The organism is Methanothermobacter tenebrarum, from assembly GCF_003264935.1.
GTDB lineage: Archaea > Methanobacteriota > Methanobacteria > Methanobacteriales > DSM-23052 > Methanothermobacter_A > Methanothermobacter_A tenebrarum_A.
The window spans coordinates 121,676-147,031 of record NZ_QLOE01000003.1; the positions used below are offsets into that span (position 1 = coordinate 121,676).

Below are 25,356 nucleotides of genomic sequence, written 5' to 3' on the forward strand. Positions count from 1 at the left end.
TTTTATGAGAGTTCTTCAATAGTCCTTTTAAGTTCTTTTATGAGGGCCATGTTATCCCCGCCTTCATATTTTTCTAAATTTTTTCTATACATTGGGAGTTTTTTTAGGAATGTTTCAATTGATTTTTTATCTGCTTCCTCGTGGAATTCGCCATAGCCTAGTTTTTCAAGGTAGAGTGCGTTAAGGATTTGTTCAAACTGTCCTTTAACAGGGACGCTATAAATTGGTTTTTTAAGGTAGAGGGCTTCGCTTATAAGTGTGAATCCTCCATTGGTGATCACTGCAGCGGCTGATTTAAGGTCGTTGAAGAACTCATTCTCATTGAATTTTCTGAAATATAAATTATCTTCGGTTTTATCCTTGTCGAAACCATATATGATAAATTTCTTATTGATTTTTTTGAGAGTTTTTAATAATCTAATATTGGATTTGCTTGTCTGGTAGACGAATATATGGTCTCCATAGTATGGTTTCAGATTCATTATCTCTTTTCTTAGGATTGGGGGGAACATAACGACCTTTTCAGGGTTTTTGATCTTGGGGAAGAAATAGCTCGTTATAATATAACGTTTTGGTCTTATTATAAACGATCTTATAACGGCTTCGGCTTTCAGCTTGTCCTTTTTGTATTTTTTTGGATATTCTATGTTGCATTGGGTTATTACATGCATGTTATCCACGCTTATGAGGGGTATCCTTAATATGTTGCTTATGAGACTTGCATAGAATTCAAAATCTGATATTACAACATCTGGTTTGAAATCCCGGGCCGTTTTGTATAATAGGCTTAGGTTTTCTTTAAGGTCTCTTGGGAATGTTTTCATAGCTTTTAGAAAAGTTTTAAGGTCTTTAACTTCATTATTTTCATATACTGTGTTGAAACCGTATATTTCGTGGACATTTTCGAATTTTTCTTTGAGGTATTTGTATGCTCGGTCACTTGCGAATATTAACACGTCATAGTCTTTGACAAGTTCTTCTAGTATCACACCACTTCTGATGGCATGGCCCATCCCTTCTCCACATACTGAGTATAGGATCCTTTTTCGTTTTTTTGTGGAATGTCCGAAGGTATAGTTTAATTCCGAAGCGCTTAACCTTTTACCTAAAAAATCGCAGATCGTACTCTTGGTGTATTTGAATGCTAGGTTTTTTAATCCTTCTTTTTCAAGTCTTCTTATGGATACTAGTAAGCGGGGTTTTCTCAGGACTTTGAATTTGCTTATCCTTCCTATTCTTTCTATGTAATCCGTGTCCTCACCGAAGTCTAGTGATTCATCGAAACCTCCAACTTTATCGTGAAGTTTTTTACGTGTTAGTATACCACAGCAGCCGGCTCCATGGGGTTTTATAGACTCTGTGAGTATCATGAACCTATTCGCGAACTCGTGGAGTATTTTATCCCTTTTTCTGGTTGATAGTGGTATCATTTGGGTTATGGCTATGCCAAGGTTTTCGTTTTCAAATTCTCTGATGGCCTCCTTAAGATAATCTTCAGTTAGGACAACATCAGCATCGAGGAATAATAGGAGCTCCCCTTGGGCTTCTTTAGCACCGTTATTCCTACCCTCCGCGGGCAAACCTCCCTCAACGATCTTACAACCGTACATTTTGGCTATTTCCCTGGTCTTGTCCGTTGAATTGGCATCAGCGACTATGATCTCATAATCCTTGAAGTCTTGATTTTTTATGCTTTCAAGAAGCTTTGGAAGGTATTCTTCTTCATTATATGTGGGTATGATTATAGTGAGTTTCATCCCCATCACCTGAAGAAGGAGTAGAAGTTCCATGTGATGAAGAAACCTTGGCACTTACCATTAAGGGCGATTATAAGCCTGTTTATTAGGTTAATTTCATTGTAGTCTGCTGATAATCTTATTATCATCTTATCATCCACTTTTTCACTTGAAAGTACTTTGAAGTTTTCCAAGTCTATATTTTCCCTTGGTTGGAGTAGGGTTACTTCATAGTATTCTGGTGTTGATAACATTAGACCTATTATTATCCTTAGGATTATAAGTGAGGCTATGATTATAGAAGGGTTTATAAGGTTCCTTGGGGAGAATGGGACCTTCAAAGCTCTCATACCTAGCATGCCTGAAAGGCCTACCATTGCGGGTGTGGAGAAAAGACCACCATCTATTATACCTATTATAGTTGTGGTTATCGCGAATATGAGTATAATCTTATGGAAGTCTCGGCGGTCTCCCAGGGAGAGAAGGCCGAGAACGTAAATGAGGGGTAGATTTATAAGCAGCCATGGGAGGAGAAATGGTGGAGTATATTCTGTGAGGGATGATGCGGTGTGTATGTGGGTGGGGGCTATTAGTTTTGTGAGGGGGCTTAGGGCTGCTTTGGGGAGGTGACTGTGTGTTATGCTTGTTGTAGTTGCCGGGTTAAATGTTACGAATGTTGTGTATGGGTTTATGCCTATTTTGGCCCTTATTAGGAATTCCATCATGATTATTAGGAGGTAGGTTGAAATGGTTAATATTATAGTAATGGATAGGTAAAAATTTTTATTCTTTCCGTGGTTGATATAGGGGCTTAGAATTAACATGCTCCCCATTATGAAGAATAGTATGATGTCTTTTCCCTCTGAGGATCCCATGAGGAATATATGGGTAAAAGGGGTTATGATAGGGTCTATGATGTCACTTATAAGTAATGTTATCCCTATTATCATGAATATTATGCCTGTGATCCTTAAACGGTTCATATTAACATGCTCATATAAGTTGCGGATGATAATACTACCTCCTCATATGAATCTGTATGGGGGGGGATAAGATTTATGAATCATTGGGGAAATATAAATAATGTGGTGTATCAGATGGTATCCAAGAAATGGGCAGGTTTGATATCCCTTATTTTAGGTATTATTTTCCTCATATCCCCAGTGGGGGGTGTGAAGGCTATTAGCATGTTTTCAGGTATAATCTTGGCTTTGATCGGGGTTTGGATGATTCTAAACGCGTTAAAGGAAAGATATTATAGGAGACTTTCTCTTTTCTGGTTCATCTTCGCGATTTTATTAATCCTTGTAGGAGCCTTGTTAGCGTTCCAGATAATCCTCATAAGCACCTTTGCAGGTTTCTGGTTATATGTCACAGGTTTGCTTTTCATCATAGCCGGTTTTATAGTTGTTTTATCCGCATGGGATGCGCATGTTACAAGAACCCTTGGGGTTATGGGTATACTCGTGGGATTAATATATTTTGTCGTGGGCATACTAGCCTTCAACCCAGTATTCCTAGGGGTGATTATAGGTATAATCCTGATTATTTATGGTCTTGTCATCCTATTTTCTTAATACTACAAAGAGCCAGACTACAATGAATATTACTAGTACAATATAGAATATGAGTCTTGTTCTCATGATCCTTTGCTGGTTTTTTAAAAGAACCTCTGCACATTTTTTGGAACAGGCCCTCTCATCTAATGGTATGGGGTTTCCACAGACTGGACAATGTTTATGTGGTTCTACCATCATCTAATCCTCCATTTTTCCCTATTCTGGGATTATCTTTGTGCCGACCTCACCCTTCAATGCTCTTATAAGGTTCATAGGATCCTTCCCATTTGTTATTATACTTTTGATATTTGATCTTCTTATAATATGGATTGCTGTTAAGTCAAGGAACTCATAAGTTCCTGCTTTCCAATCTTTATCCTTGAAAAGATTAAGCATCTTGGTAGCTGTTATCTCCTTATAGAAGCGGGCATCAGGATACTTGTGAGGATCCTTATCATAAAATCCATCCACCGAGGTTAAGTTGATGAGTATATCAGCGTCCACAAGTTCGGCGAGTATGGCACCAACTGCATCTGTACTATGGGCGGGTTCTGTCCCACCCATAACGATAATTTTACCTGTTGCAGAATATTCAAGTGCTTCATTAAAATTGTGAGGTACCATAGGATAGGCTTTCTCACCAAGGGCCGTTATAAGCATCTTTGCATTGAGTCGTGTGACCTCTATCCCAATATTGTCGCATTGAGCTTCGTTGGCTCCAAGCTCCCTTGCTAATCTTATATAATCTCTTGCAGGTTGGCCCCCACCTATAACTATGAATATCTTGTTATCATCTTGTAGTGATGTTAAGATCCTAGCATATTCCTTGAAGATTTTTGGATTGAAATTTTCCATTATAATAGATCCGCCTATTGTAATCACTATCTTCATGGTGTCCACCGTAAATTTTTATAAAAAATTTTCTACTAGATTATATTATTTGTTGTGGATAATCTATTATAGGATTAAAATTTTTTTAGAAAGGAGTGATCTGTTTGGGTAAAGTATCATCAAAGAAACTTTATGAATTTCGAAGGACTTTAGAGGAGCTTGCGAAAAAGAAGGGTAGGGGCACTGAACTCGTATCAGTATATATACCCCCTGATAGGCAGATAAGCGACGTGGCTAAGCATATGAGAGAAGAATTAAGTCAAAGTGCTAATATTAAGAGTAAACAGACGAGAAAGAATGTTCAATCAGCTATAGAGGTTATAATGCAACGTTTAAAATTGTTCCCACGCCCGCCAAAGAATGGTCTTGTAATGTTCGTTGGTATGATACCCCGTGGAGGGCCGGGCACAGAAAAGATGGAAACATATGTTTTCGAACCACCAGAACCTATAAAAACTTATATATATCATTGTAATTCCGAATTTTACCTCGAACCCTTGAAGGAGATGTTAGAAGAGAAAGAAATCTATGGTTTAGCTGTTCTCGACCGTAAAGAGGCTACGATAGCGCTTTTAAAGGGTAAGCGGATTGAAATTTTGAAAACCCTTACAAGTGGTGTTCCAGGAAAGCACAAGGCTGGAGGTCAGTCACAGCGAAGGTTCGATCGTCTGATAGAACTGGCAGCACATGAATTCCTCAAAAGGATAGGAGAGCATATGAACGAGGCTTTCTTATCAATCCCTGACCTTAAAGGGATTATCATAGGGGGTCCGGGTCATACAAAGGAGGATTTTGTAAAAGGGGATTACTTACACCATGAGGTTAAGAAGAAGATTATAACAACAGTTGACACGTCCTATACTGGTGAATTTGGTATAAGGGAAGTTATAGACAAATCAATGGATGTTTTAACAGAGATTGATGTGATGAGGGAGAAAAAATTAGTTCAGAGGTTTCTCAGCGAACTCATAAGTGAAGATGGACTGGCAGCCTATGGTGAAGATGAAGTGAGGAATTATCTCCAAATGGGGGCTGTGGAAGTGCTTTTATTATCAGAGGATCTCAGAGCAAAGAGAGCCACTTACCAGTGTCCATCCTGCAATTATAAAATGGATTTAACAATAAAAAGGGAGGAAACTATTGACTGTCCCAAGTGTAATGATCAAATGAAAATAGTTGATTCCAAGGATCTTATTGATGATCTTGTGGAAATTGCCGAGACAGTAGGCTCTGAAGTGGAAATAATATCGACCGAGACAGAGGAAGGAGTCCAACTTTTAAAGGCCTTTGGTGGTATGGGGGCGATTTTAAGGTACAGACCATGATTTGAGGGAAACCCTACCCAACATTACAATAAAAAGGATATAAAGTTGGCTTTTTAGAATCTGCTGATGCTTGTTGTGTGATCTCTCGTAGTGTTTATCCAAGTCTTTTAACTTTTATAAGTGATGTGACAGGGACTCCATCGACCTTTGAAATACCCTTTTTATCTATAAGTACTGTCACTACAACTGGGGTTGCCTTTTGCCCTTTTAATACTTTCACAGCTTCTTTTATGGTCTTGCCACTTGTTATTACATCATCTACTATTAGCACTCTCTTATTTTTAACCTTCGCGAAATTGCTGCTTATAGCCCCTTCAGCATTTTTACCTTTCCTATGTTTTATAGGGTGGAAAACAGCCAGTGATATGTCCTTTTTCAACTTTAATACCATTTCATCAGCCATGAGAGTGGCGAAGGGGATGCCACTGATCGCTATTCCAACCACTACATCTATTTCCCCATATTCTAGGGCCATGTCTGCCATGGCGGCTGAAACGTGTCTCATGCGCGTGGAACTTCCACCAAGGCTCTCCCAGTTTATGGCGAAATCTAACGGAGCTTCTTTTATAGATTTCACGCTCGTTTGGAGTGTTAACCATCTTGCAGTGTCTTTTGAAACGTTTAATTCATCTGCAATTTCCCCAGTGGTGAACCCCCTTTTTCGGAGTTCTTGGGCTTTTTTTATGAGTTTTTCTGTCATTTCACACACCTTTTATAGGTCCCCGTTTAATGTTATGGGTCGATGTTCCCTTGCGGACTTTATAGCTGCAAGGGCCGTTTTAAGGGCGTATATTCCATCTTCTCCTGTTATTTCAGGTTCTTCGTCATTTATGATTGACATGAGGAAGGATTTGATCTCGTTTTTTAATGGTTCTTCGTGTTCTATTTGAACGTCCTGGGCGAATTTACCATAAACGTCTATACTTTGATCTATGTAATCTATATTTATTATCCCATCAGTGCCTGTGATGGCTAATTTCCTTCTCTTATATGGGGTTAACCAGTTAACTTCTAACATGCCTGTTATCCCACTTTCGAATTTTGCCATTATCTCTGCATGATCCTCAAATTTGCATTTTTCGAGTATGCTCCCCATTGTTGCATATATTTCAGTTATTGGTTCGCTGAAGAGGTAGTGCATCACATCTAGATCATGGATTGCAAGGTCTATTGTCACGCCAACGTCTTTTATCCTCGGAGGGAATGGTCCAACCCTCTTCGCTGATGCTGATACTACTTCACCGATAACATCATTTTCTATGAGTTCCTTTGCTTTTTTCACAGCTGGGTTGAATCTTTCAACATGTCCTGTGGCGAGTTTCACTCCCTTTTTCCGCGCACTTTTAACCATATCTTCAGCTTCTTTTAAGGTGAATGCGATGGGTTTTTCGACAAGTACGTGTTTTCCATGCTCTATTGCGTCCATGGTTACTTGGTAGTGGTGGGTTGTTGGCACGCAGATGCTCACAGCTTCTATCTCAGGTATCTTGAGGAGGTTCTCATAATCTAGGTAACCGAGGGCATCATACTTTTTTGAAGCTTTTTGCAATGCTTGTTCCATTATATCAGCTACTGCTATGAGATTAGCTGTCTTAAGGCGGTGGTAAACTCTTGCATGGTTGTAACCCATTGCTCCTACACCGATTACTCCTACATTTACCTTTCTCAAAGATAATCCTCCATTTCATTTGCAGCTCTTTCACCCAACTCTTGGGCTTTGTTAATTGGACCTTCCAATGTTACCTGGGATAATATATCACCTTCTCTTGATAAAAGGATAGCATATAGGTATAGTTTTTTATTTCGTGCTTGGGCTATCACGCCAAGGGGCCATTGGCAACCGACTCCTAATCCTTTTAAAACGCTCTTTTCTGCTTTAACTTCCTGTAGGGACCTATAATGGTTTAGTTTTTTTATTAGGTCGAGTTTTGGGTTGTCTTTCCTTGTTATAACTGCTAGGGCTCCTTGTCCAGCGGCTGGGGTTATGTATTTGAGTGGGAATCTCCTCTTGATATTCTCTTCTAATCCTAGGCGTTTTAGCCCAGCTTCTGCCATTATTGTCGCGTCTATTTCTCCTTCCATGACTTTTCTTATCCTTGTGTCTATGTTCCCACGTAGAGGTTCTAGTTTGAATTCTTTTTTGTAATGTTTGCAGAAGGCTTCTCTTCGGAGGCTGCTGGTACCTATTCTTGAATTGGCTGGTAGTTCGTCCCAGTCTAACCTTGATACTAGTACTTCGTGGGGTGGTTCCCTTTCTGGTACTGCTGCTATTGTCAAGTCCTCGTCTATTTCCGTTGGGACGTCCTTTAGACTGTGGACTGCGAAATCCACTCTCTCCTCTAACACGGCATTATCCAGTTCCTTTGTAAATATGCCTTTTCTGTCTATTTTATATAATTGTGAATCTTTTATCTTGTCACCGCTTGTTTTCACTATGACTTTTTCTATCCTATCTGGGATTATTCTTGAAAGTTTGGCTATTATATCTTCTGTTTGTTTGAGTGCGAGGCGACTTCCTCTTGTCCCTACTTTCAAGGTGATGATCCCTCCCGTTGGGGGGGTTTATCTTTCTTGGAGTTTGGAATATTCCGAACGATAGATTAATATTATATGCTTATTAGTGGTTGAAAGTGCATATTTCAGCGCATTTTCTCTCTTTTCTATGTAGGGGATTTTCCTATGGAGTTTTTTTTGGATGTTTTTACCCATTTCTCCTGTTAGTATAATCTTTTCTGTGGAATCTTCGATTATATTGGCGGTTTTATCTTCATCTATTTCTTCACAGGCAATCCCATAATCTCCGCCTAATATTATGATGGGGGCCTTGAGATTTTGGGCCATCTTTAGGGTATATTTTATAGCTTCTGAATTTATACCAGGGTTTATCTCTTCTATTATTATCTTCTCACCAAACCTGCGCCTGGAACTCCTACCCTTAATGCCTTTAAATTTTCTGAGACCTTTCTGTATCTGCTTTATACTGATATCAAGGGTTAGTGCACCTGATACTGCTGCCAGTAGATTGAGGAGGTAGTGTGGGCCTGGGGCGAAAGTTTCAATTGGGAATCTGGTATTATATTCTTTACCTGTTATTGTTTTAAGGCCCTTTACATGTACTTCTAGTCGGGTTTTTTCAAGGCCATAATTTATATTTTTAGGGTAGATGTTGGCGTCATTTTCTGTTATGGAGAATGTGTTCACATTTTTAAATTGATTATAATATTTTTTGTAGGCTGTGTGTTCACAGCATGTTATTTTGCTCTTGAATATCTGGGCTTTGGCTTTGCTAGCTTTTTCTTTTCCTCCTTGGATGGGGTAGTCTTCTACTATGTTGGTTAGTATTCCCACATCTGCGAGGCCTGTTCCTCCTAGGGATGATTCGAATATGCATGCTTGGTAATCTAGTCCCTTGGCGAGTTCTACTGTTTCTATGATGCTTGCTGGTGTTATGCTGATGTTCTCTTTGAGTTTTTTTCCGGATAAGAAGGCTCCTATGCTGCTGAGTATGAGGGGGTTTTTTTCTCGTAGGATTTCCTTGAGCATCCATACGACGCTCGTTTTGCCTTTGACTCCTGTGACTTCTATTATTGGGGTCCTGGCGAGTTTTTCATCATTTGATAGGAGGAATTTCACTATTTCATGGTGTGTGTAGTCGACTTTTAGGTTGAGGGGGCAGTGTATGGGTGCTATTATTTTCAGATTATCTGATTTTGGGATTTTGTTGACGAGTTTTATCCCATTTTTTATGAGGATTTTTTTACTTTTTTGGTTTAGGGTATTGTAGATGTCCCATGCGAATACTTCCTTAAAGTGTTTTTTTAGTGCGAGTGCTATTGTGATGCCGCCGTGGGTGAGATCTACTACGAGTGCCTTCATTATTATACGACCCTATTCTTTGGTGGGTGTTATACCCCCTTCGATTAGTTTTTCTCTGACCTTTTTGTAGAAGTTTTTGCTTAACCTTACGAAGTAGGCTTTGTTTTTAGATTTTTGAAAGATTAGTTCTTCCATATAATTTACTTCTTCTTTGAATTGTCCATCGACCACTGCTATGGCCTTTTTACCTTTTTTTAATAATTTTATTCTGATTTTGCTTTCATCTGATACTACTAGGGGTCTTGCGCTTAATTTGAAGGGGCATATTGGGACTATTATGAATGCTTCTACTCTTGGGTCGACGATAGGACCCCCGGCTGACATGGAGTATGCTGTGGAACCGCTTGGAGTTGCTACTATTATCCCATCGGCCCTTAGCTCCTCAACAACTTCATCATCGACTAATATTTGGATGTGTAACATTTTTGCCGGTTCTCTTGTCATCATAACAACTTCGTTGAGGGCTGATGGTAATTTGCCGTGATGGTAGACGTCTAGTTGTGTTCGCTCTTCTATTATATAATGTCCCTTGAGGACTTCCTTGAGTTCTTGGAATACATTTTTAGGGTCGATTTCTGTTAAAAACCCTACTGTCCCCATGTTCACTCCAATTAATGGTATTTTCTTCCCTTCTATGAAGCTTTGGGTGCGTAGTATTGTTCCGTCACCTCCAACGGTTAGGATGATGTCAACATCCATTTCCTTTAGTTCTTTTGCCAATTTTTTGAATTCTGGGATTTTGTCCGCTAGTGAGGTGTCAATGGAGACTTCAACGTCATTTTCTATTAAAAATTCAATAATTTTTTTTGCTAATGTAATGGCCTTGGGAATGTCTAGGCGCGCCACAACACCCATACGCATTAGATAACCTCCAATGCTTTCATTATCTCTTGGTGTAATTGCCTGTTCCCAGCTGCTATAAGTGAAGTACGCTCTTTAACGTTTAATAAACCGTTTAAAGGCTCTCCTTTTTCTGTGGTGACTATACCCCCAGCTTCTTCGACTATTAACTTTGAAGCGGCTATGTCAACCACTCTCAGATTTCCTCGCAGGTCCATGAAAGCATCATATGCACCGTTGGCAACATATGAAAGTTCTAATGCTACTGAGCCTAATATTCTCATTCTACGGATAATACGACATATATTATCGATTTTGGGGAATTTGGTACCGTAGATGAAAGCACCCATTGAAGATTCTTCAAGGGATTCTTGTCTGGATGGTTTTATCCTTTCGCCATTTAAGTATGCTCCGTGTCCTCTTAGGGCCTCGTAAATGTCGTTAGTGGCGAAATTTTTAACAAAGCCCATCTTCACATCATTCAATGATGGTAGAACATCGGTGGAATCGTATTCTGCAATTGCGATGGATATGCCATAGAATGGTATGCTTTTGATGGCGTTTGTGGTTCCATCGAGGGGATCTACAACGAATATTATCTTGTGCTCTGAATCTTCCTTTTCGCCTATTTTAAGGTATCCTATCTCTTCGCTGATTAATGTAACTGGTCTCCCAGTATTTTCCAAGACATTTATGGTTTCATCTTCGGCTACAAGATCTATTAATTTTGTCGGCGTCCCGTCAGCGCCCATCTTTATTATTTCACCAGCTTCTTCTTTACCCACGAGGGGTGCTATGGCCTTTTGCACTTTTTCAGCCATTTCGATCGCTATACTCCTCCAATAATAAATTTCAGATTTTTCCATTCCAACAACACCCAATAGGATCCCTCATTATAAGTATACTAGGGCTGCTACTACAGCACCACATTCTTTGACTTTATGGTTTATTTCTTCTACTATTAAGTTCTTTATCTTTTCACCCCTCCTTTTCATCATATATTCAACCATAGAAATGGCATCCTCCCGTATAATCTCAGGATCCTTGTTTATCCCACTATTCTCAGCCACACAACCTATATTATCAGATAGTGCGACTGCTATAGCGGCTGATATAAGATCCCCCCTACTATCGGAGATGCTATGGGATAGTACGCAATTAACGGTCGAACCTATCTCGAGAGCTGGTAATCTAACTACTCGAGCATTGGCAGGGATTATACTTGAAACTTTTATAAGGTTCACATTACCTATCCCAGCATCTAAAAGAGCATTATCAAAGGCATTTAACTTCGTTGGCCCTTCACTCTTTCCTGATGTAATTGAAACCTTCATATTCATCACTAACCTAAAATGTTGGGATTAAGCGGTAGGTTTTATATAGAGGATTGGTAACACTAATATTATAAAATCCTTTATCAGTTTTCCATTATTATCAGTATTGGGAGGTATAATGCAATGTCAAAGAAGGTAGTGGAAGTCAAAAGTTTGAAAGTTGGAAAATATGTGATCATAGATGACGAACCATCAAAGATCATGAACATATCAACGTCATCACCAGGAAAACATGGCTCTGCAAAGGCCCGTATTGAAGCGATAGGCATATTTGACAATCAAAAGAGGAGCATAGTAAAACCTGTTGATGCTAAGATAGAAATACCAATAATCGATAAGAGAACAGCCCAAGTATTGGCTATTATGGGTGATGACGTCCAATTAATGGACCTTGAAACCTATGAAACATTTGAGACACCCATCCCCGAGGATTTAAAGGACAAAATTGCTGAGGGGAGCGAAGTAGAGTACATTACCACAATGGGTAAAAATAAACTTATGAGAGTTAAATGATATGTTCTTATACTTGGAGGATTCCTCAAAATTTGCTTTTTCAAGGAGAGAATCCTTTCTAGAATTTTTATCATCCCACAAAAATGGGGATGCTTTTGGCATGCTTGGCATCCCCTTCGATTCCACAGCAACTTATATGCCAGGGGCTAGATTTGGTCCATCAGCCATTAGAGAGGCATCATATAATTTTGAAAAGTATAATCTAACCTTTAACAGGGAGCTTAATGTGCCCGTTTTTGATTTGGGTGACGTTATAGTTGCAGCAGGGGATTTCAAAGAAACATCGAAGAGGATAATGGACACACTAACTAGACTATTATCCCATGATCTTAAACCCTTAATACTCGGAGGGGAGCATACAATAACCTACCCCATTGTAAAAGTCCTACAATCCAAGCAAAATCCTATTATTATCCATTTTGATGCGCACATGGACATGAAAGATCATTATAATGGAAAATTTTCACATGCAACAGTAATGAGGAGAATATATGAACTCGAACCTCCAAGTATAATCATGATAGGTGTCAGATCCGCGTCCAAAGAGGAAATAGAATTTGTCCAAGAACATGAAATTGAATATTACACTTCACAGATGATTCGAAATGACATGGAAGAAGTGACACGTAAACTCAAAGCTATTAGCGGCCCAGTATATGTAACGGTTGACCTCGATGTCTTGGACCCATCTTATGCCCCCATGGTAGGTAATCCAACCCCTTGTGGACTTACACCATTCCACATGGAAAAGTTCATCGAAATTATAAGCAGAAAAGATATAATGGGCTTCGATATAGTGGAGGTCACATCCCATGTGAAGGGTGATCAGACCGGACTCAATGCTGCTAAGATTCTACACGATTTACTCTCCCTAAAGTCATGAGAGGTGCACTCAAATATGAACGCTAGAGAAGTTGAACTTTCAGGTCATATAATTGACAGTTTAATCCTCCCAAAGGTCTTGGATGTTATAATGGATATGGGTGGAGATTTCAAGATACTCGAATTTGAGATCGGTAAAAGGAAGACTGATCCAAGCTATGCTAGAATACTCGTATCAGCCGAGACACCATCACATTTAAACGAAATACTCGATGAATTAAGCGAGATAGGCGCGTCAATAGCAGAGATAAAAGAAGTGGAGCTCCGAGCAGCTGAAAAAGATAAAGTGTTACCTGATGGTTTTTATTCCACGACAAATCATCCAACTTTCATCTTCTATGAAGGAGAATGGAGGCAAGTCCAGGATATTGAAATGGACTGTATGATAGTAGTAGACCCCAAGACAAAAACCGCAAAATGTAAACCAATAGGGGAAATAAAAAAAGGGGACCTAGTAGTTGTTGGAAGAGAGGGTATAAGAGTATCCCCACCAGAGAGACCACGTGGAAAAAAGGGAATCTTCGAATTCATGGGGAGCGCCGTATCATCTGAGAAACCTCTCATCACAACCATCAAGAGGATAGCATCCGAGATCATAACAGTGAAGAATAATGGTGGTAAAATCGCCCTCGTAGCGGGTCCAGCTGTTGTGCACACAGGATCAGCTCCCATTGTTGCCAAGATGATACGTGAAGGTTTCATTGACGTACTATTCGCGGGTAATGCCCTTGCAACCCATGATATCGAAAACGCCCTTTATGGCACATCTTTAGGTATTTGCGTCAAAACCGGCGAATCAGTAAGCAGAGGCCACCATCATCATATTTATGCCATAAATGAGATTAACAAGGCTGGTTCCATAAAAGCAGCAGTTGAAAAAGGTATATTAAATGAGGGTATAATGTATGAATGTGTGAAGAATAACATCCCATTTGTACTTGCGGGTTCCATAAGGGATGATGGACCGCTTCCAGATGTTATAACGGATGTTGTGAAAGCTCAGAATGAAATGCGACGCTATATTAGGGAAGTTGATATGGTACTGATGATAGCTACTATGCTCCATTCAATAGCCGTGGGAAATCTCTTACCATCCCATGTTAAGAGCATATGTGTGGATATAAACCCCGCAGCAGTTACTAAACTTGCTGATCGTGGCAGCTCCCAGGTTGTGGGTGTTGTAACAGATGTGGGGGCGTTCTTACCCATCCTCTGGGATGAAATCAAAAAGAACAAGTGATAATATTGCTAAAGGGGAACATATTAAATGTCTTCACAGGTGACATATACCCTGCTGAGATAATCATAGAAGATGGTATGATAAAAATTGTGAGAAAAATAGAAGGAGATTTTGATGGAATCCTACTCCCAGGTTTCATAGATTCACATACACACATTGAAAGCTCACTGATGACACCATCATCCTTTGCAGAAGCCACCATACCACATGGGACCACAGCAGTGATAAGCGACCCCCATGAGATAGCAAATGTAATGGGTCTTGAGGGAATCGATTTCATGATAGAAGATTCAAAGAGAGTCCCCTTAAAATTCTTTTTCACAGCACCATCATGTGTACCCCCAACAGAATTCGAGACAGCAGGTGCTAATATAGGAGTCAATGAAATAAGAGCCCTTCTTGAAAGGGATGAAATAGTAGCCTTGGGGGAGATGATGGATTTCCCAGGTGTCATATCAGAAGACCCCCAAGTCATCGATAAGATAAAAGCCGCGAAAAAGGCGCGCAAGCCTATAGATGGACATGCACCACTCCTATCAGGGGATGATCTTTGCAAATATGTGGAGAAGGGGATATCAACCGATCACGAGTCAGTATACGCGGAAGAAGCCCAGGAAAAAATAGAATTAGGAATGAAGATTATGATAAGGGAGGGTTCATCAGCAAAGAACCTCCAAGAGCTTGCAAAAGTCGGTGGAGACTTCCTAGTATCTGATGATGTGGAACCAGGAGACCTCATCGAAGGCCATATGGACATGATCCTTAGAAAAGCCGTGGAATATGGCATTGATGAAGTAGAAGCTGTTCGAATGGTCACGATAAACCCTGCGGATCACTACTCACTAGATTCTGGTGCAATAGCCCCTGGGAGACCTGCTGATATCGTATTAGTTGACAATTTGAAAAATTTCACAGTCAAAAAAGTATTTATTAACGGTGAACTCGTTGCAAAGGACGGTGAAAAACTATTTAAAGTCAAAGGAAATGGGAAAACACCACCCCAGGGGAAAATTAGGATAAAAGACCTTAAATCATCTAGGTTGGAGATTCGGGCTTCTGGTAGCAAGGCACGAGTAAGAGTTATTAAAGTGTTTGAAGAGCAAATTATAACCTCAGAATCTACACATGAACTTCCAATCAAAGATGGGATAGTACAACCACTCCCAGAGGACGACATACTGAAAGTATCAGTAATAGACAGGTACGGCCATGGGAACATAGGTAATGGTTTTGTTGAAGGTTTCGGCATACGAGAGGGCGCCCTCGCATCCACAGTAGCCCATGATTCACATAATCTAATAGTTGTAGGCACTTCCACTGATTATATGATGAGGGCAGTTGAGATTCTTAGAAGGAGTGGTGGTGGACTTGTCGCGGTAGCCCCTAATGAATCCGTGCATCTTAGATTACCAGTTGCAGGTCTAATGTCACATGAGAGTGTGAACATTCTCGCATGTAAAGCTAGACAACTTAACGATTTTGTAGCGGATATGGGATCAAGCTTATCCAATCCTTTCATGACAATGTCATTCTTGTCACTCCTTGTAATCCCACAGTTGCGCTTGAGTGATAGAGGATTGTTTAATGTTGAAGAACGTCGCTTTGTTGATCCAATTTTATCTTAACGGAATCTATTATCCGTTTCATAGCCATTTTTTCCCTGGGCCCTCCTACCTTATCAACCACCCTTTTCATTTCTAATATCCGATTTATAATATCTTCCTTATTTTCCGCACGATTTATACGAGTATAATTTATCAGGGATTCTATAATCGCGTATATGCTCCTGTTTAATGGTTCTTTGAAACTTTTACCCTTCCATATCCTTTTAACAGCCGCTGTTATAATGAATAATTCAGATTCCCCGTACCGGTCCCTTTTTTTGATGCTCTTCACTTTTTTTGTAGTTGCTGTGAAGAATGATGAAGCACCCTTCAAAATCAAATAATCAGAATATGGGGTGAAATAGTCATCTTCAAGATCCCCTAGTGTGGCTTCTGTGAACAATATGGGATCATCTGTGATATTAACTGTGAAATTACCAGTAGCCAGTATATTGGAGAGGGTATGGCTCCCTTCATAGAGGTATAATATGATCTCCCTTGGACTTTTACATATTACACCAATGGGTGCTGCGTTACCTTCACCATCAGGATTTAATGTTGTTACTATGGTCTCGTATAATAGGCCCTTTTCCATTTTGAGTGATTTGAGGCTTTCCACTTCTTTGTAATCTTTTATAGGTTTCACCTCCAAACTTGTTATTTTAAAACGAATCCTTCGATGTCAGCGTTTATGACACAGTCAAAGTCTATTTTTTCATACCAACCCGCTTTTTTGAACATGTCCATGAAACAGGCGCCGATAACCTTTCCACCTTCCTTTAGGGCCTCGTCTATCAATTTTTTAACATCTTCGATCTTGGCGCCTATCTTTGGCATTGAAAGGCCTCCTAAAAGTATTAGTGCATCCACCTTATATGGGTTTACGTCCCCTAGTTCGACACCATACTCAGTTAATATGAGCTCCCTAGCCTTCTTAAAGTCTGTGTTCGGTATGAATATGCTACTTTTGTCTCTTGCAGCGTATGCGAAAAGTTCTGCGAATGGTGTGCACACTCCAGGGACGCCAGCATATCCAATTGTCTCAACATCTGCAACTTCTTCCCTGAAAGCTGTTAAATTGCCTTTTATACCCTTAAACTCCTTAACCTTCTCCATCATAACCAACCTCCATTGCAATTTTATATCATCACAATTATATAAGGATATTATAGATAACGTTTTAGGGAGTAAATTGTTTATGTTAGAGATTGAAAATTTAAAAAAAGCCCTTGAAATGATAACCTCCTCAAGGGGTTTTTATAGGCTCATCCCAGAAGTGAGAACGAATATAGTGATGGCGAAAGAAAATGCTAGGACAATTAATGACGTGGCCGGGATCCCAGGGAGGATCACAGTCCATAAAAAGGAGGTCTTCGCGTGCAGAGAACCTGAATATGGAGCTTCTTCACATTTAGCACGTCTCATATTAGAGATAAGAAAACATGACCCCACCCGAAGGAGTGCTATTAATATAAGATATGATAAGGCCATCATAGAATTTTGTGAAATGATAGGCCTTAAAGTTTCATATTATGATAGGAGAAAAGAGCCAAGGGAGATCAAAGGGAAAGAAGGCGCAACTATACCATGGGGTGTTAAAGTCGCCATTAGAAGGATAGGTGAAGTACCCGATGTAATATATCATAAGGGAGATTGGGGAAAAGAGCCCATGATAGTATTATTGGCATCTGATGCTATTGAAGCTGCTAGAATGGCCATAAAAATAGGGGAGGAAGTTAGGATATGAAGTATGATATGTATGATGAAATCCTTCAACAACCACGGTCGCTGATGGAAACATTAAAAAAAGAAAAATCTCATATGGATGAAATCTCCAATGAACTGTGTGAATATGATAAAATATACCTTATAGGATGTGGAAGCTCCCTTTCAACATGCTATTCAGTGCGTGATGCCATTAATATCTGTTATGACATGGATATAGGTATATTCACAGGCTACGAATTTCTTTACCATAAAAAAATCCAAGATAAGAATTCTATCATCATATTAACTTCACAGTCTGGTGAAACAGCTGATACCCTCGCAGCATTGCGGAAAGCAAAGAAATATAATCTGAAAACCATAACAATAACCAATGAGGCTGCCAGTACCATGGCTAGGGAATCAGATGATGTAATATTGACACATTGCCAGCGGGAGAATGCAATAGTAGCGACAAAAACATATATAAACCAGTTACTCTGCCTATATTACACCCTCTTCGGAGTCTATGATGATGAATTTTCAAAAAATATACTCAAAGACCTTGAGAAGTTACCAAAGGTCACTGATGAGCTTGTAAATGAGACAGAAGAGGAGAGCAAGCTCCTTGCATTTGAATTCAAGGATGATGACATGTTTTATTGTATGGGGAGCGGTCCAAATTATGGTCTCGCCTATAAACTTGCAATGACCATGTTCATGGAAGGAGCGCTTAAACATGCTTGTCCACTTTATTCAGGAGAATTTAGACACGGATTGATCGAAAAAGTTGAAGAGGGCGTCCCAATAGTATTCTTAGAAGCCGATCTTCCGGGTGATGTTCTAACGAGGAAATCCATCGAATTCTGTGAAAAAATTAATGCAAAGAGTATAATTTTTTCAATGAAGGACTACAGTAACCTTAACAGGCTTTTATCACCTTTTATATTGGTCATACCACTTGAATGGTTCATATATTATCTCGCATCTTATAATAACAAGGATCCTGGGAGCACAAGACATATTGGGAAGGTGAGATACTAAAAGGCATAAAAATAGGAAAAATTGGGTTTTATTCTACTTTAAGAGTGTGTTTCTTTTTAACTTCCACTTTTGGAAGTTCTACTGTTAGAACACCATCCTCAAATGTTGCCTTAGCCTCATCCACTTTTATCTTAGCTGGTAATTTCAATTCTCTCCTTGCTTCACCATATCGGCGCTCTTTTTTCACGTAATTGGCTTCCTCCACTTCTATTTCTTCCTTGAAATCTGCTGTTATGGTAATACTGTCCTCTGTTAACTCTATATTTATATCCTCCTTTTTAACCCCTGGAAGATCTGTTTTTATGATCAGTTTCTCATCGGTTTCTATAAGGTCAAGGGTTGGTTTTTCTGGGAGAGCTTCTGTATACTCTGATATTTTCTTTTCAAATTCCTTTTGCATTTCTCTCATATTCTTTATCATATCTTCTATCATCTTCTCAGCCATTAATCTTCTTTTTTCCAGCATGCTGAAAGGTTTTTCTAGCTTTTTTCTCATGCAGACCCTCCAATCTTTTTATTAATCTAGAGACCCCCTCATCTTCTAATGCAGAGATAAGTATAGGATCCTCAACCTTTATAGTATATTTTTTGATATACTTAATATTTTCTATGAGATCAATTTTGTTAAACACACAAATGAACGGTATCCTGAATATCCTTTTCAAGTCCTTAAAGAGGTTATATTGGCTTTCCATAGGATAACCGCAAGTTTCAGAGGCGTCAAAAATGAATAGTATGATGTCGGCCAAATTTTCCAATGCAACCATAGCCTTTAATTCTATGTTGTTCATTTCATCGATTGGACGATCTAGGAGTCCTGGAGTATCTATGACTTGGATTTTGTTCCATTTCATTTCAAGGTAGCCTATTTGGATCCCCTTTGTGGTGAAAGGATATTCTGCAACCTTTGGCTTGGCACCTGTCAATCTTCGCAATATTGTTGATTTTCCAACATTCGGAAATCCTGCGATAACAACAGTGAAGGCATCAAAATCTACTGTAGGCATGTTTTTTAACTTGTTCCTTGTAAAATCCAAGAAATCTAGGTCATCCCCAATTTTTTTTATAACAGATGATATCCTACCATATGCTTCTTTCCTGATAGATGATGCTAATGAGGGTCTTGATTTAGTTATACGCCTCCTGTATTCCCTTTCAAGTTGGCTGATTATGCCAGCGGCCCAGTTAATAGCCCCTAATGATTTTTTCAATGGGTCTATCCCTACTGTTACATCGATGTAATCTTGGTAGAATTCTGGCAAGCTTTCAATGTCTGGTGTGCGTTCTATTATCAATTTTAATTTGTCCTTGATGATGTTACAAGCTGTTTGGATCCTTATAATCTCTATTGTTTTAGCCTTTTTTTGACTTGGGATTCTTGACGTGCGAGCGGCTGAAGCGGCTTTCCGCGCCCTACTAAATGCCTTGTTTAAGAGTTCTTCACTCGTTGGGATTGGTGGTAATCTCATGGTTTTTCACTCTAGTTTTTTTCTTGGAATATTTGGGCTTGGAATTTGTAGACTTTTGTATCCTGTTCATACCAACAGTCTGGTGGCAAACCCGCCTTTAGGCATGTATTGCAGAGGAATTCTTCTTCGTCAAAACCCCACTCGACAGCAACTTGTGGTAATAATAGGCCTTTATAGGGTCCTTTTTCGATGATGAGTCCGTCCACTCCTACTTTTATCCTCTTGGGGTATTCTCTTGGATCCTCTACTTTTATGAGTTCTGGTTTTGTGAGTACGCTCACTTCTATTTGAATTTTCTCGAGTTCTTCCACTGTTACTGGGGGGAATCTTGGATCTGACGTTGCTGATGCCACCGCAGCTTCTATAACACCCTCTATTAGGGGTTTTATAGGCTCTGGGAACCCTATACATCCTCTGAGATCTCCATTTTTATTTAATGTTACGAACACTCCCATCTTCTCTTTTAAATGGGATGGGATCCTTGGAGGATCTATTATTCTACCCTTTTCTAGGTATGTTTTTATGGCTTTTCTGGCAACTTTTATAAGGAGCTTGCCATCTTCCTTTGAAAGCATTTATTATCACCTAAGATTTTTTTATCCGCTCCCACCCACCATGACTTCCCTAACTCTTAGATGGGGTCCGCCATCACCTACAGGTACTGTTTGTCCTGCTTTCCCACAGAATCCAATATTCATTTTGAAATCTGATCCTATGGCATCGACTCTCTTAAGGGTTTCTGTGATATTCCCTGATAATGAAACGTCCCTGAGGGGTTCTTTTATTTCACCATCTTCTATTAGGAAGGATTCAGCTGCATTGAACTGAAATATGCCCTTGCCTGTGTCCACTTGCCCACCTCTCGAACCTTTAAGGTATATTCCATATTCAATGTCTTCGATCATCTCCTCAAAGTTCCAGTCACCAGGTTCTAGGTAAGTGTTGCTCATTCTTACAATAGGGTTTTCGCTTACTATTGAACGTGCGTTACCTGTTGGTTCAAGGCCTAGTCTTTGGGCTGTTTCCCTTGATGTTAAATAAGATTTTAGGATACCATCCTCCACGAGGGTTGTGGGTGATGCTTTCACGCCTTCTGCATCATAATGGTAGTGGCCAAATGCGTCCATGGTTGGATCATCTACTATTTTAACATTCTTTGATCCTATCCTTTCACCGATACGATCTTTAAGTATTGAATCGTCTTGGAGTACAAGGTCTGCCTCTGTCGCATGCCCCAATGCTTCATGTATAAAAACTCCTGTAAGCTTAGGATCTGCTAAGATGGTGAATTTGCCTGAGGGTGGACTGTGGGCTGATAATAGCCTAACAGCTTTTTCGCTGGTTTCTCTACTTATCATTTCAAGGTCTTCTCTTTCAAGTATCTCGAAACCGTGGCAACCCCCAATATTATCATGTCCCATTTGGATTTGTAAGCCATCAGAAGCTACTGTATTTAAGAATAGGGCTACTCTCACTTCCTCTGATTCTATAAATGATCCCTCAGAATTGAAGAAAATAGTTTTTGTTTCACTGTCCACATAATTTATAGTGGTACTTATAATTTTGTCTATGGAGGCTGCGTCATGTACTTCTAGAAGTGTTCTCTTCTTATCCTCGACTGGCACAGTAGAGGGTGGTATTCTAGCCTCAGAGCCTGTTCTGTCAACTATCGAAGGATATGGTGCCATCTCAACATCCCCACCCACTCTCTCAGATAATTTAAAGGCTTTTTCGGCTATTTCATCAATCTTTGATGGGTTAGAAGTATAAGTTAAGCCCCATGAACCATTATTAAGGACCCTGACACGTATACCAGTGTCATGGCCTGTTTTAATCTCTTGTATCTTACCATCCTTCATGAGAAGGGAATTGCTCAGTGATTCTCCCATCCTTATATCGGCATAATCGGCTTTCTCTGCAAGCCAATGAATTGTCTTTTCAAAGGCGCCAACGTCCAACTTTATCAACCTCTCAAATATTCTTTTATTCTCCCAGGGGTGACTGGGACAGTGAGACAATCTTGGGGGGCTGTCAAATCCTACAATCCTGAAACAAAACATCTACCGGATTCTTGGAAGTTTTGTTATTTGTATGGGGAGCTCCCCAGTTGCTTATTAGAGTAGATAGGTGGATAATTTTTATAGGACTAATTATATAATTACACAGACATAAACCCTAGCTTTTGGGGGATGTGATATTTTGAAGACTATCAACGAGATAAATCAGAAGATCAAGGATGGAGATGCTGTTGTAGTCACAGCATCTGAAATGACAGAGATAGTGGCTGAAAGCGGGCCTAAGGAGGCTGCCCGTGAAGTAGATGTCGTAACAACCGGTACATTCGGTGCTATGTGTTCATCGGGGGCTTTTTTAAATTTTGGCCATTCTGATCCTCCTATTAAGATGGCTAGAACTTATCTCAATGGCGTTGAACTTTATTCAGGTCTTGCGGCAGTGGACGCATATATAGGCGCGGCACAGCCTAACAAGGACCCAGAACTTGGACTGGATTATGGTGGAGCCCATGTCATAGAAGATCTCATAAAAGGTAAGGAAATAGAATTGGTCGCTGAGGCATATGGGACAGACTGTTACCCCCTAAAGCATGTTGAAACCTTAATAACCTTGGATAAGCTCAACCAGGCTATAATGGTTAATCCACGTAATTGTTATCAAAATTATGCTGTTGCAGTTAATTCTACTGATGAAACACTATACACTTATATGGGCACACTTTTACCCAATTATGGCAATGTAACCTATTCAAGTGCGGGGGAGCTCAGCCCACTTATAAACGATCCCTACTTCCAGACCATCGGCTTCGGTACAAGGGTTTTCTTATGCGGAACAGAAGGTTATATTGTCGGTGAAGGCACACAACATTCAACTGATGTCGAAAGAAAGCATGGTGTACCCACAACCTCTGCAGGTACATTAATGTTAAAAGGTGACATGAAAAAGATGAAACCAGAATTTTTAAAGGCGGCTACAATGCCAAAATATGGGCCAACCCTTTATGTAGGAGTTGGCATACCCATACCAATACTCAATGAGGATATAGCAGCATCTACAGGTATCAGTGACGAGGATATCACATGTAAGGTTGTTGATTATGGCGTGCCACGCAGAGAGAGGCCAGTAGTTAAGGAAACGAATTATAAGGAGCTTAAGAGTGGTAAAATTGAGATAAATGGTATGGAAGTTCCGACTTCACCATTATCATCATTGAAAAAGGCTATAATAATAGCAGAGGAACTTAAAAGGTTGATAGAAAAAGGCGAATTCTTACTCACCTCACCAATTTATAGACTACCATCAAAAGGTTATACCCTAAGACCCCTTGAAATCAGAAAACCATCAATACTGGTGCGGGAATTGGAAAGTAAACCAGTGATAGTCACACACCCTGATGAGAATATCAAGGATGTTGCAAGAAAACTTGTTGAAAACAATATTAACCACATCCCTGTCGTTGACGAAAAGGGAGTACTTCAAGGGATCGTGACATCATGGGATATAGCTGATGCAGTTGCAAAGGGTAAAACCAGCCTCAGAGATGTTATGACAAGGAAAGTTATAATCGCCAGAGAAGACGAACCCGTAGAAGTGGTTGCACGTAGAATAGATAAATATGATATTTCGGGACTGCCAATAGTTGATTCAAATAACAAGGTCAAAGGTATTATAACAGCAGAGGACATATCAAGGCTCGTGGGGAAAAAAATGGATAGAGGGGGAGAATCCATATGAAAGCATGGCTAAGATTCCTTCCAAGCATCATAGGCAAAGCCATAATATCAGAGGCGATAAAAAAATATGACATTGAATTCAACATACTAAGAGCGCATATAACACCCCGCGGGGGCAAAATGTTAGCTGAAATAAGCGGCCCCGAAGAAAGGGAGAGTATAAAGTTCATGGAGGAGCAAGGTATAGAAGTAAACCCCATAATAAAAGTTGTTAAAAAGGATAAAGATAAATGCATAGACTGCGGAGCATGCATATCACTTTGCCCAGTTAAAGCCATTACCATGGAAAAAGACTGGACAGTAGAAATAGATGACCAAATTTGTATAGGTTGTGGTTTTTGCACCAAATCTTGTCCCACAAAATCCATAATCTTATTCGAATAGAGTGGTTTTATGGTTATAGTCGTCGGTTCGGGGGCTGGTGGCGCCACCATCGCAAGGGAACTTGCAAAAAATGGCACTCAAGTCACCATCATAGAGAAAGGCCCTATCGTACCATCAAAGCATGCATTTAAATGCTATGACCCCCCACCTCATGGCGTGGACCTTCTTAAAACTTCATGCGTAGGCGGTTCCACCCTTGTAGCGGCCGGAAATGCTATCAGAGTCCTTGAGGATGATCTAAAGGATTATGGTATAAATATTACAAAGGAACTTGACGAGATAGAAAAGGAACTTAATGTGAAACCACTCCCAAAGACACATTTAGGTGATGGCACAAAACTTATAATGGAGGGTGCACATTCACTTGGCCTGCCCATAAGGAGGATGCCAAAATTCATAAACCCTGAAAAGTGTAAACCTTGTGGAAAGTGTGCCTTCGGGTGCCCAAGGGACGCTAAATGGTCTGCGAAGGAATTCATAGAGGATGCCACGAGATGGGGTGCTGAACTCATCCAAGAAACCGAGGTTAAAAATCTTATCATAGAAGATAATAGGATAAGGGGGGTTAAAACTTCAGACGGACCATTGTATGATGAAATCGTGATACTAGCAGCGGGGGCGGTTGGAACACCAAGACTGCTCCTAAGATCAGGTATAAATGCAGGGGAAACATTCTTCATGGACACTTTCATAACAGTAGGGGGTATACTAAAGGATATACGATTCAATGAGGAAGTGCAGATGAATGCCATAATTGAAATGGAAAATTTCATATTAGCACCACATTTTGCCACGCTCATCGCAAAAGAACTCAAAAAAGAAGGATACAAGGAAAAGGATATCATAGGATTAATGGTTAAAATCGCCGATGAGAATAAGGGGAAAGTTAAATTGGATGGGATCATAAAAGAGAACACCTTCAATGATATAAAGTTGCTTGCAAGGGGATCAGCCATTGCAGGTTCCATACTCTCAAACATTGGCGTAGACACATCCACCATAGTTTCAACACATCCGAGAGGCGCCCATCCAGGGGGCACCGCCCCCATAGGGAAAGTAGTGGATGAAAGCCTTGAAACAAGTATAAAAGGACTTTATATTGCAGATGCAAGTGTACTCCCAAAGGCCCCAGGCGCCCCACCAATCCTCACAATCATGGCCCTCGCACTCAAACTCGCTAAACACATATTAAAGGGGTAATTTTGC

General features: G+C 39.9%; 28 protein-coding genes. 11 read left to right on the plus strand and 17 right to left on the minus strand.

The genetic code is table 11. From position 1 onward, the window contains the following. Positions 1 to 2: 2 nt before the first annotated feature. Positions 3 to 1,757 carry an MJ1255/VC2487 family glycosyltransferase gene (locus DPC56_RS03420; RefSeq protein WP_112093661.1) on the minus strand — a complete coding sequence of 585 codons (1,755 nt, stop codon included), beginning with the start codon at positions 1,755 to 1,757 and terminating at the stop codon, positions 3 to 5. 5 nt (positions 1,758 to 1,762) lie between these two features. Continuing rightward, complete coding sequence (locus DPC56_RS03425) at positions 1,763 to 2,719, minus strand: hypothetical protein (protein ID WP_112093662.1); 957 nt, start codon at positions 2,717 to 2,719, stop codon at positions 1,763 to 1,765. A gap of 114 nt (positions 2,720 to 2,833) precedes the next feature. Here DPC56_RS03425 and DPC56_RS03430 point away from each other — a divergent pair, with 114 nt between their 5' ends. Next, positions 2,834 to 3,313: a DUF308 domain-containing protein gene (locus DPC56_RS03430; RefSeq protein ID WP_181454372.1), complete on the plus strand. Its 480-nt coding sequence runs from the start codon at positions 2,834 to 2,836 to the stop codon at positions 3,311 to 3,313. On the opposite strand, the gene DPC56_RS03435 is transcribed toward DPC56_RS03430, so the two are convergent. After that, entirely contained in the window at positions 3,302 to 3,493 is a 192-nt protein-coding gene (locus tag DPC56_RS03435) for a DUF2116 family Zn-ribbon domain-containing protein (protein ID WP_245923861.1), read from the minus strand. The two genes, DPC56_RS03430 and DPC56_RS03435, sit on opposite strands and share 12 nt — an antisense overlap. Positions 3,494 to 3,511: 18 nt before the next feature. Further along, complete coding sequence (gene pyrH, locus DPC56_RS03440; RefSeq protein ID WP_112093664.1) at positions 3,512 to 4,186, minus strand: UMP kinase; 675 nt, start codon at positions 4,184 to 4,186, stop codon at positions 3,512 to 3,514. Between the two features lie 104 nt (positions 4,187 to 4,290). On the opposite strand from pyrH, the gene prf1 reads away from it, so the two are divergent. Continuing rightward, the gene (prf1, locus tag DPC56_RS03445; RefSeq protein ID WP_112093665.1) at positions 4,291 to 5,511 is read left to right on the plus strand and encodes a peptide chain release factor aRF-1; all 1,221 of its coding nucleotides are present in this window, start codon (positions 4,291 to 4,293) and stop codon (positions 5,509 to 5,511) included. Positions 5,512 to 5,605: 94 nt separating this feature from the next. Here the strand turns inward: prf1 and DPC56_RS03450 are convergent, their stop codons facing one another. Genes DPC56_RS03450 through DPC56_RS03475 form a run of 7 tightly spaced genes read right to left on the minus strand, consistent with a single transcriptional unit; the run spans position 5,606 to position 11,561 of the window. Then, positions 5,606 to 6,211 carry an orotate phosphoribosyltransferase-like protein gene (locus DPC56_RS03450; protein WP_112093666.1) on the minus strand — a complete coding sequence of 202 codons (606 nt, stop codon included), beginning with the start codon at positions 6,209 to 6,211 and terminating at the stop codon, positions 5,606 to 5,608. 12 nt (positions 6,212 to 6,223) lie between these two features. Continuing rightward, a complete protein-coding gene (locus tag DPC56_RS03455; RefSeq protein WP_112093667.1) occupies positions 6,224 to 7,180 on the minus strand; it encodes a Gfo/Idh/MocA family protein in 957 nt (318 codons plus the stop codon). Next, positions 7,177 to 8,046 (minus strand): hydroxymethylbilane synthase, encoded by an 870-nt coding sequence (gene hemC, locus DPC56_RS03460; RefSeq protein ID WP_112093668.1) that lies wholly within the window; start codon positions 8,044 to 8,046, stop codon positions 7,177 to 7,179. The genes DPC56_RS03455 and hemC overlap by 4 nt, the downstream gene beginning before the upstream one ends. Positions 8,047 to 8,073: 27 nt before the next feature. Next, positions 8,074 to 9,387: a coenzyme F430 synthase gene (gene cfbE / locus DPC56_RS03465; protein WP_112093669.1), complete on the minus strand. Its 1,314-nt coding sequence runs from the start codon at positions 9,385 to 9,387 to the stop codon at positions 8,074 to 8,076. A gap of 12 nt (positions 9,388 to 9,399) precedes the next feature. Further along, positions 9,400 to 10,248, minus strand: a complete 849-nt coding sequence (locus tag DPC56_RS08175; protein ID WP_181454373.1) for an NAD(+) kinase — start codon at positions 10,246 to 10,248, stop codon at positions 9,400 to 9,402. Then, positions 10,248 to 11,108 (minus strand): bifunctional fructose-bisphosphatase/inositol-phosphate phosphatase, encoded by an 861-nt coding sequence (locus DPC56_RS08180; RefSeq protein WP_348638832.1) that lies wholly within the window; start codon positions 11,106 to 11,108, stop codon positions 10,248 to 10,250. The genes DPC56_RS08175 and DPC56_RS08180 overlap by 1 nt, the downstream gene beginning before the upstream one ends. 12 nt (positions 11,109 to 11,120) lie before the next feature. After that, the gene (locus DPC56_RS03475) at positions 11,121 to 11,561 is read right to left on the minus strand and encodes a pyruvoyl-dependent arginine decarboxylase (protein WP_112093670.1); all 441 of its coding nucleotides are present in this window, start codon (positions 11,559 to 11,561) and stop codon (positions 11,121 to 11,123) included. 123 nt (positions 11,562 to 11,684) lie between these two features. Here DPC56_RS03475 and DPC56_RS03480 point away from each other — a divergent pair, with 123 nt between their 5' ends. The 4 genes from DPC56_RS03480 to ade all read left to right on the plus strand — a co-directional run bounded on the left by DPC56_RS03480 (position 11,685) and on the right by ade (position 15,821). Then, a complete protein-coding gene (locus DPC56_RS03480; RefSeq protein ID WP_112093671.1) occupies positions 11,685 to 12,074 on the plus strand; it encodes a translation initiation factor IF-5A in 390 nt (129 codons plus the stop codon). A 100-nt stretch (positions 12,075 to 12,174) separates the two neighbouring features. After that, a complete protein-coding gene (gene speB / locus DPC56_RS03485; RefSeq protein ID WP_245923862.1) occupies positions 12,175 to 12,957 on the plus strand; it encodes an agmatinase in 783 nt (260 codons plus the stop codon). Between the two features lie 15 nt (positions 12,958 to 12,972). Next, entirely contained in the window at positions 12,973 to 14,196 is a 1,224-nt protein-coding gene (locus tag DPC56_RS03490; RefSeq protein WP_112093673.1) for an ornithine cyclodeaminase, nickel-pincer nucleotide-dependent, read from the plus strand. Further along, entirely contained in the window at positions 14,193 to 15,821 is a 1,629-nt protein-coding gene (gene ade / locus DPC56_RS03495; protein WP_348638833.1) for an adenine deaminase, read from the plus strand. The genes DPC56_RS03490 and ade overlap by 4 nt, the downstream gene beginning before the upstream one ends. Here ade and DPC56_RS03500 read toward each other — a convergent pair. Both DPC56_RS03500 and DPC56_RS03505 read right to left on the minus strand, forming a co-directional pair. Beyond that, a complete protein-coding gene (locus DPC56_RS03500; protein ID WP_245923869.1) occupies positions 15,778 to 16,446 on the minus strand; it encodes a DUF447 domain-containing protein in 669 nt (222 codons plus the stop codon). The two genes, ade and DPC56_RS03500, sit on opposite strands and share 44 nt — an antisense overlap. An 11-nt stretch (positions 16,447 to 16,457) precedes the next feature. Next, positions 16,458 to 16,919 (minus strand): DUF2124 domain-containing protein, encoded by a 462-nt coding sequence (locus DPC56_RS03505; protein WP_245923863.1) that lies wholly within the window; start codon positions 16,917 to 16,919, stop codon positions 16,458 to 16,460. 79 nt (positions 16,920 to 16,998) lie between these two features. On the opposite strand from DPC56_RS03505, the gene DPC56_RS03510 reads away from it, so the two are divergent. Together DPC56_RS03510 and DPC56_RS03515 are read left to right on the plus strand one after the other, a co-directional pair. Then, positions 16,999 to 17,547, plus strand: coding sequence for a thiamine-phosphate synthase family protein (locus tag DPC56_RS03510; RefSeq protein WP_112093675.1), 549 nt, complete (start codon positions 16,999 to 17,001; stop codon positions 17,545 to 17,547). Continuing rightward, positions 17,544 to 18,548, plus strand: coding sequence for an SIS domain-containing protein (locus DPC56_RS03515; RefSeq protein ID WP_112093676.1), 1,005 nt, complete (start codon positions 17,544 to 17,546; stop codon positions 18,546 to 18,548). Before DPC56_RS03510 ends, DPC56_RS03515 begins: the two co-directional genes overlap by 4 nt. A gap of 28 nt (positions 18,549 to 18,576) precedes the next feature. On the opposite strand, the gene DPC56_RS03520 is transcribed toward DPC56_RS03515, so the two are convergent. Genes DPC56_RS03520 through DPC56_RS03535 form a run of 4 tightly spaced genes read right to left on the minus strand, consistent with a single transcriptional unit; the run spans position 18,577 to position 21,981 of the window. Further along, positions 18,577 to 19,044, minus strand: coding sequence for an Hsp20/alpha crystallin family protein (locus tag DPC56_RS03520; RefSeq protein ID WP_245923864.1), 468 nt, complete (start codon positions 19,042 to 19,044; stop codon positions 18,577 to 18,579). Then, positions 18,986 to 20,017, minus strand: coding sequence for an NOG1 family protein (locus DPC56_RS03525; RefSeq protein ID WP_112093677.1), 1,032 nt, complete (start codon positions 20,015 to 20,017; stop codon positions 18,986 to 18,988). The genes DPC56_RS03520 and DPC56_RS03525 overlap by 59 nt, the downstream gene beginning before the upstream one ends. 11 nt (positions 20,018 to 20,028) lie before the next feature. Next, entirely contained in the window at positions 20,029 to 20,592 is a 564-nt protein-coding gene (locus tag DPC56_RS03530) for a TIGR00296 family protein (RefSeq protein WP_112093678.1), read from the minus strand. Between the two features lie 21 nt (positions 20,593 to 20,613). Continuing rightward, positions 20,614 to 21,981 carry a TldD/PmbA family protein gene (locus DPC56_RS03535; RefSeq protein WP_112093758.1) on the minus strand — a complete coding sequence of 456 codons (1,368 nt, stop codon included), beginning with the start codon at positions 21,979 to 21,981 and terminating at the stop codon, positions 20,614 to 20,616. A gap of 235 nt (positions 21,982 to 22,216) precedes the next feature. Here DPC56_RS03535 and DPC56_RS03540 point away from each other — a divergent pair, with 235 nt between their 5' ends. Genes DPC56_RS03540 through DPC56_RS03550 form a run of 3 tightly spaced genes read left to right on the plus strand, consistent with a single transcriptional unit; the run spans position 22,217 to position 25,350 of the window. After that, on the plus strand, positions 22,217 to 23,767 hold the full coding sequence (locus DPC56_RS03540; protein WP_112093679.1) for a homocysteine biosynthesis protein: 1,551 nt from the start codon (positions 22,217 to 22,219) through the stop codon (positions 23,765 to 23,767). Further along, the gene (locus DPC56_RS03545; RefSeq protein ID WP_112093680.1) at positions 23,764 to 24,150 is read left to right on the plus strand and encodes a 4Fe-4S binding protein; all 387 of its coding nucleotides are present in this window, start codon (positions 23,764 to 23,766) and stop codon (positions 24,148 to 24,150) included. The genes DPC56_RS03540 and DPC56_RS03545 overlap by 4 nt, the downstream gene beginning before the upstream one ends. Positions 24,151 to 24,159: 9 nt before the next feature. Further along, positions 24,160 to 25,350, plus strand: coding sequence for an FAD-dependent oxidoreductase (locus tag DPC56_RS03550; protein ID WP_112093681.1), 1,191 nt, complete (start codon positions 24,160 to 24,162; stop codon positions 25,348 to 25,350). Positions 25,351 to 25,356: the final 6 nt, after the last annotated feature.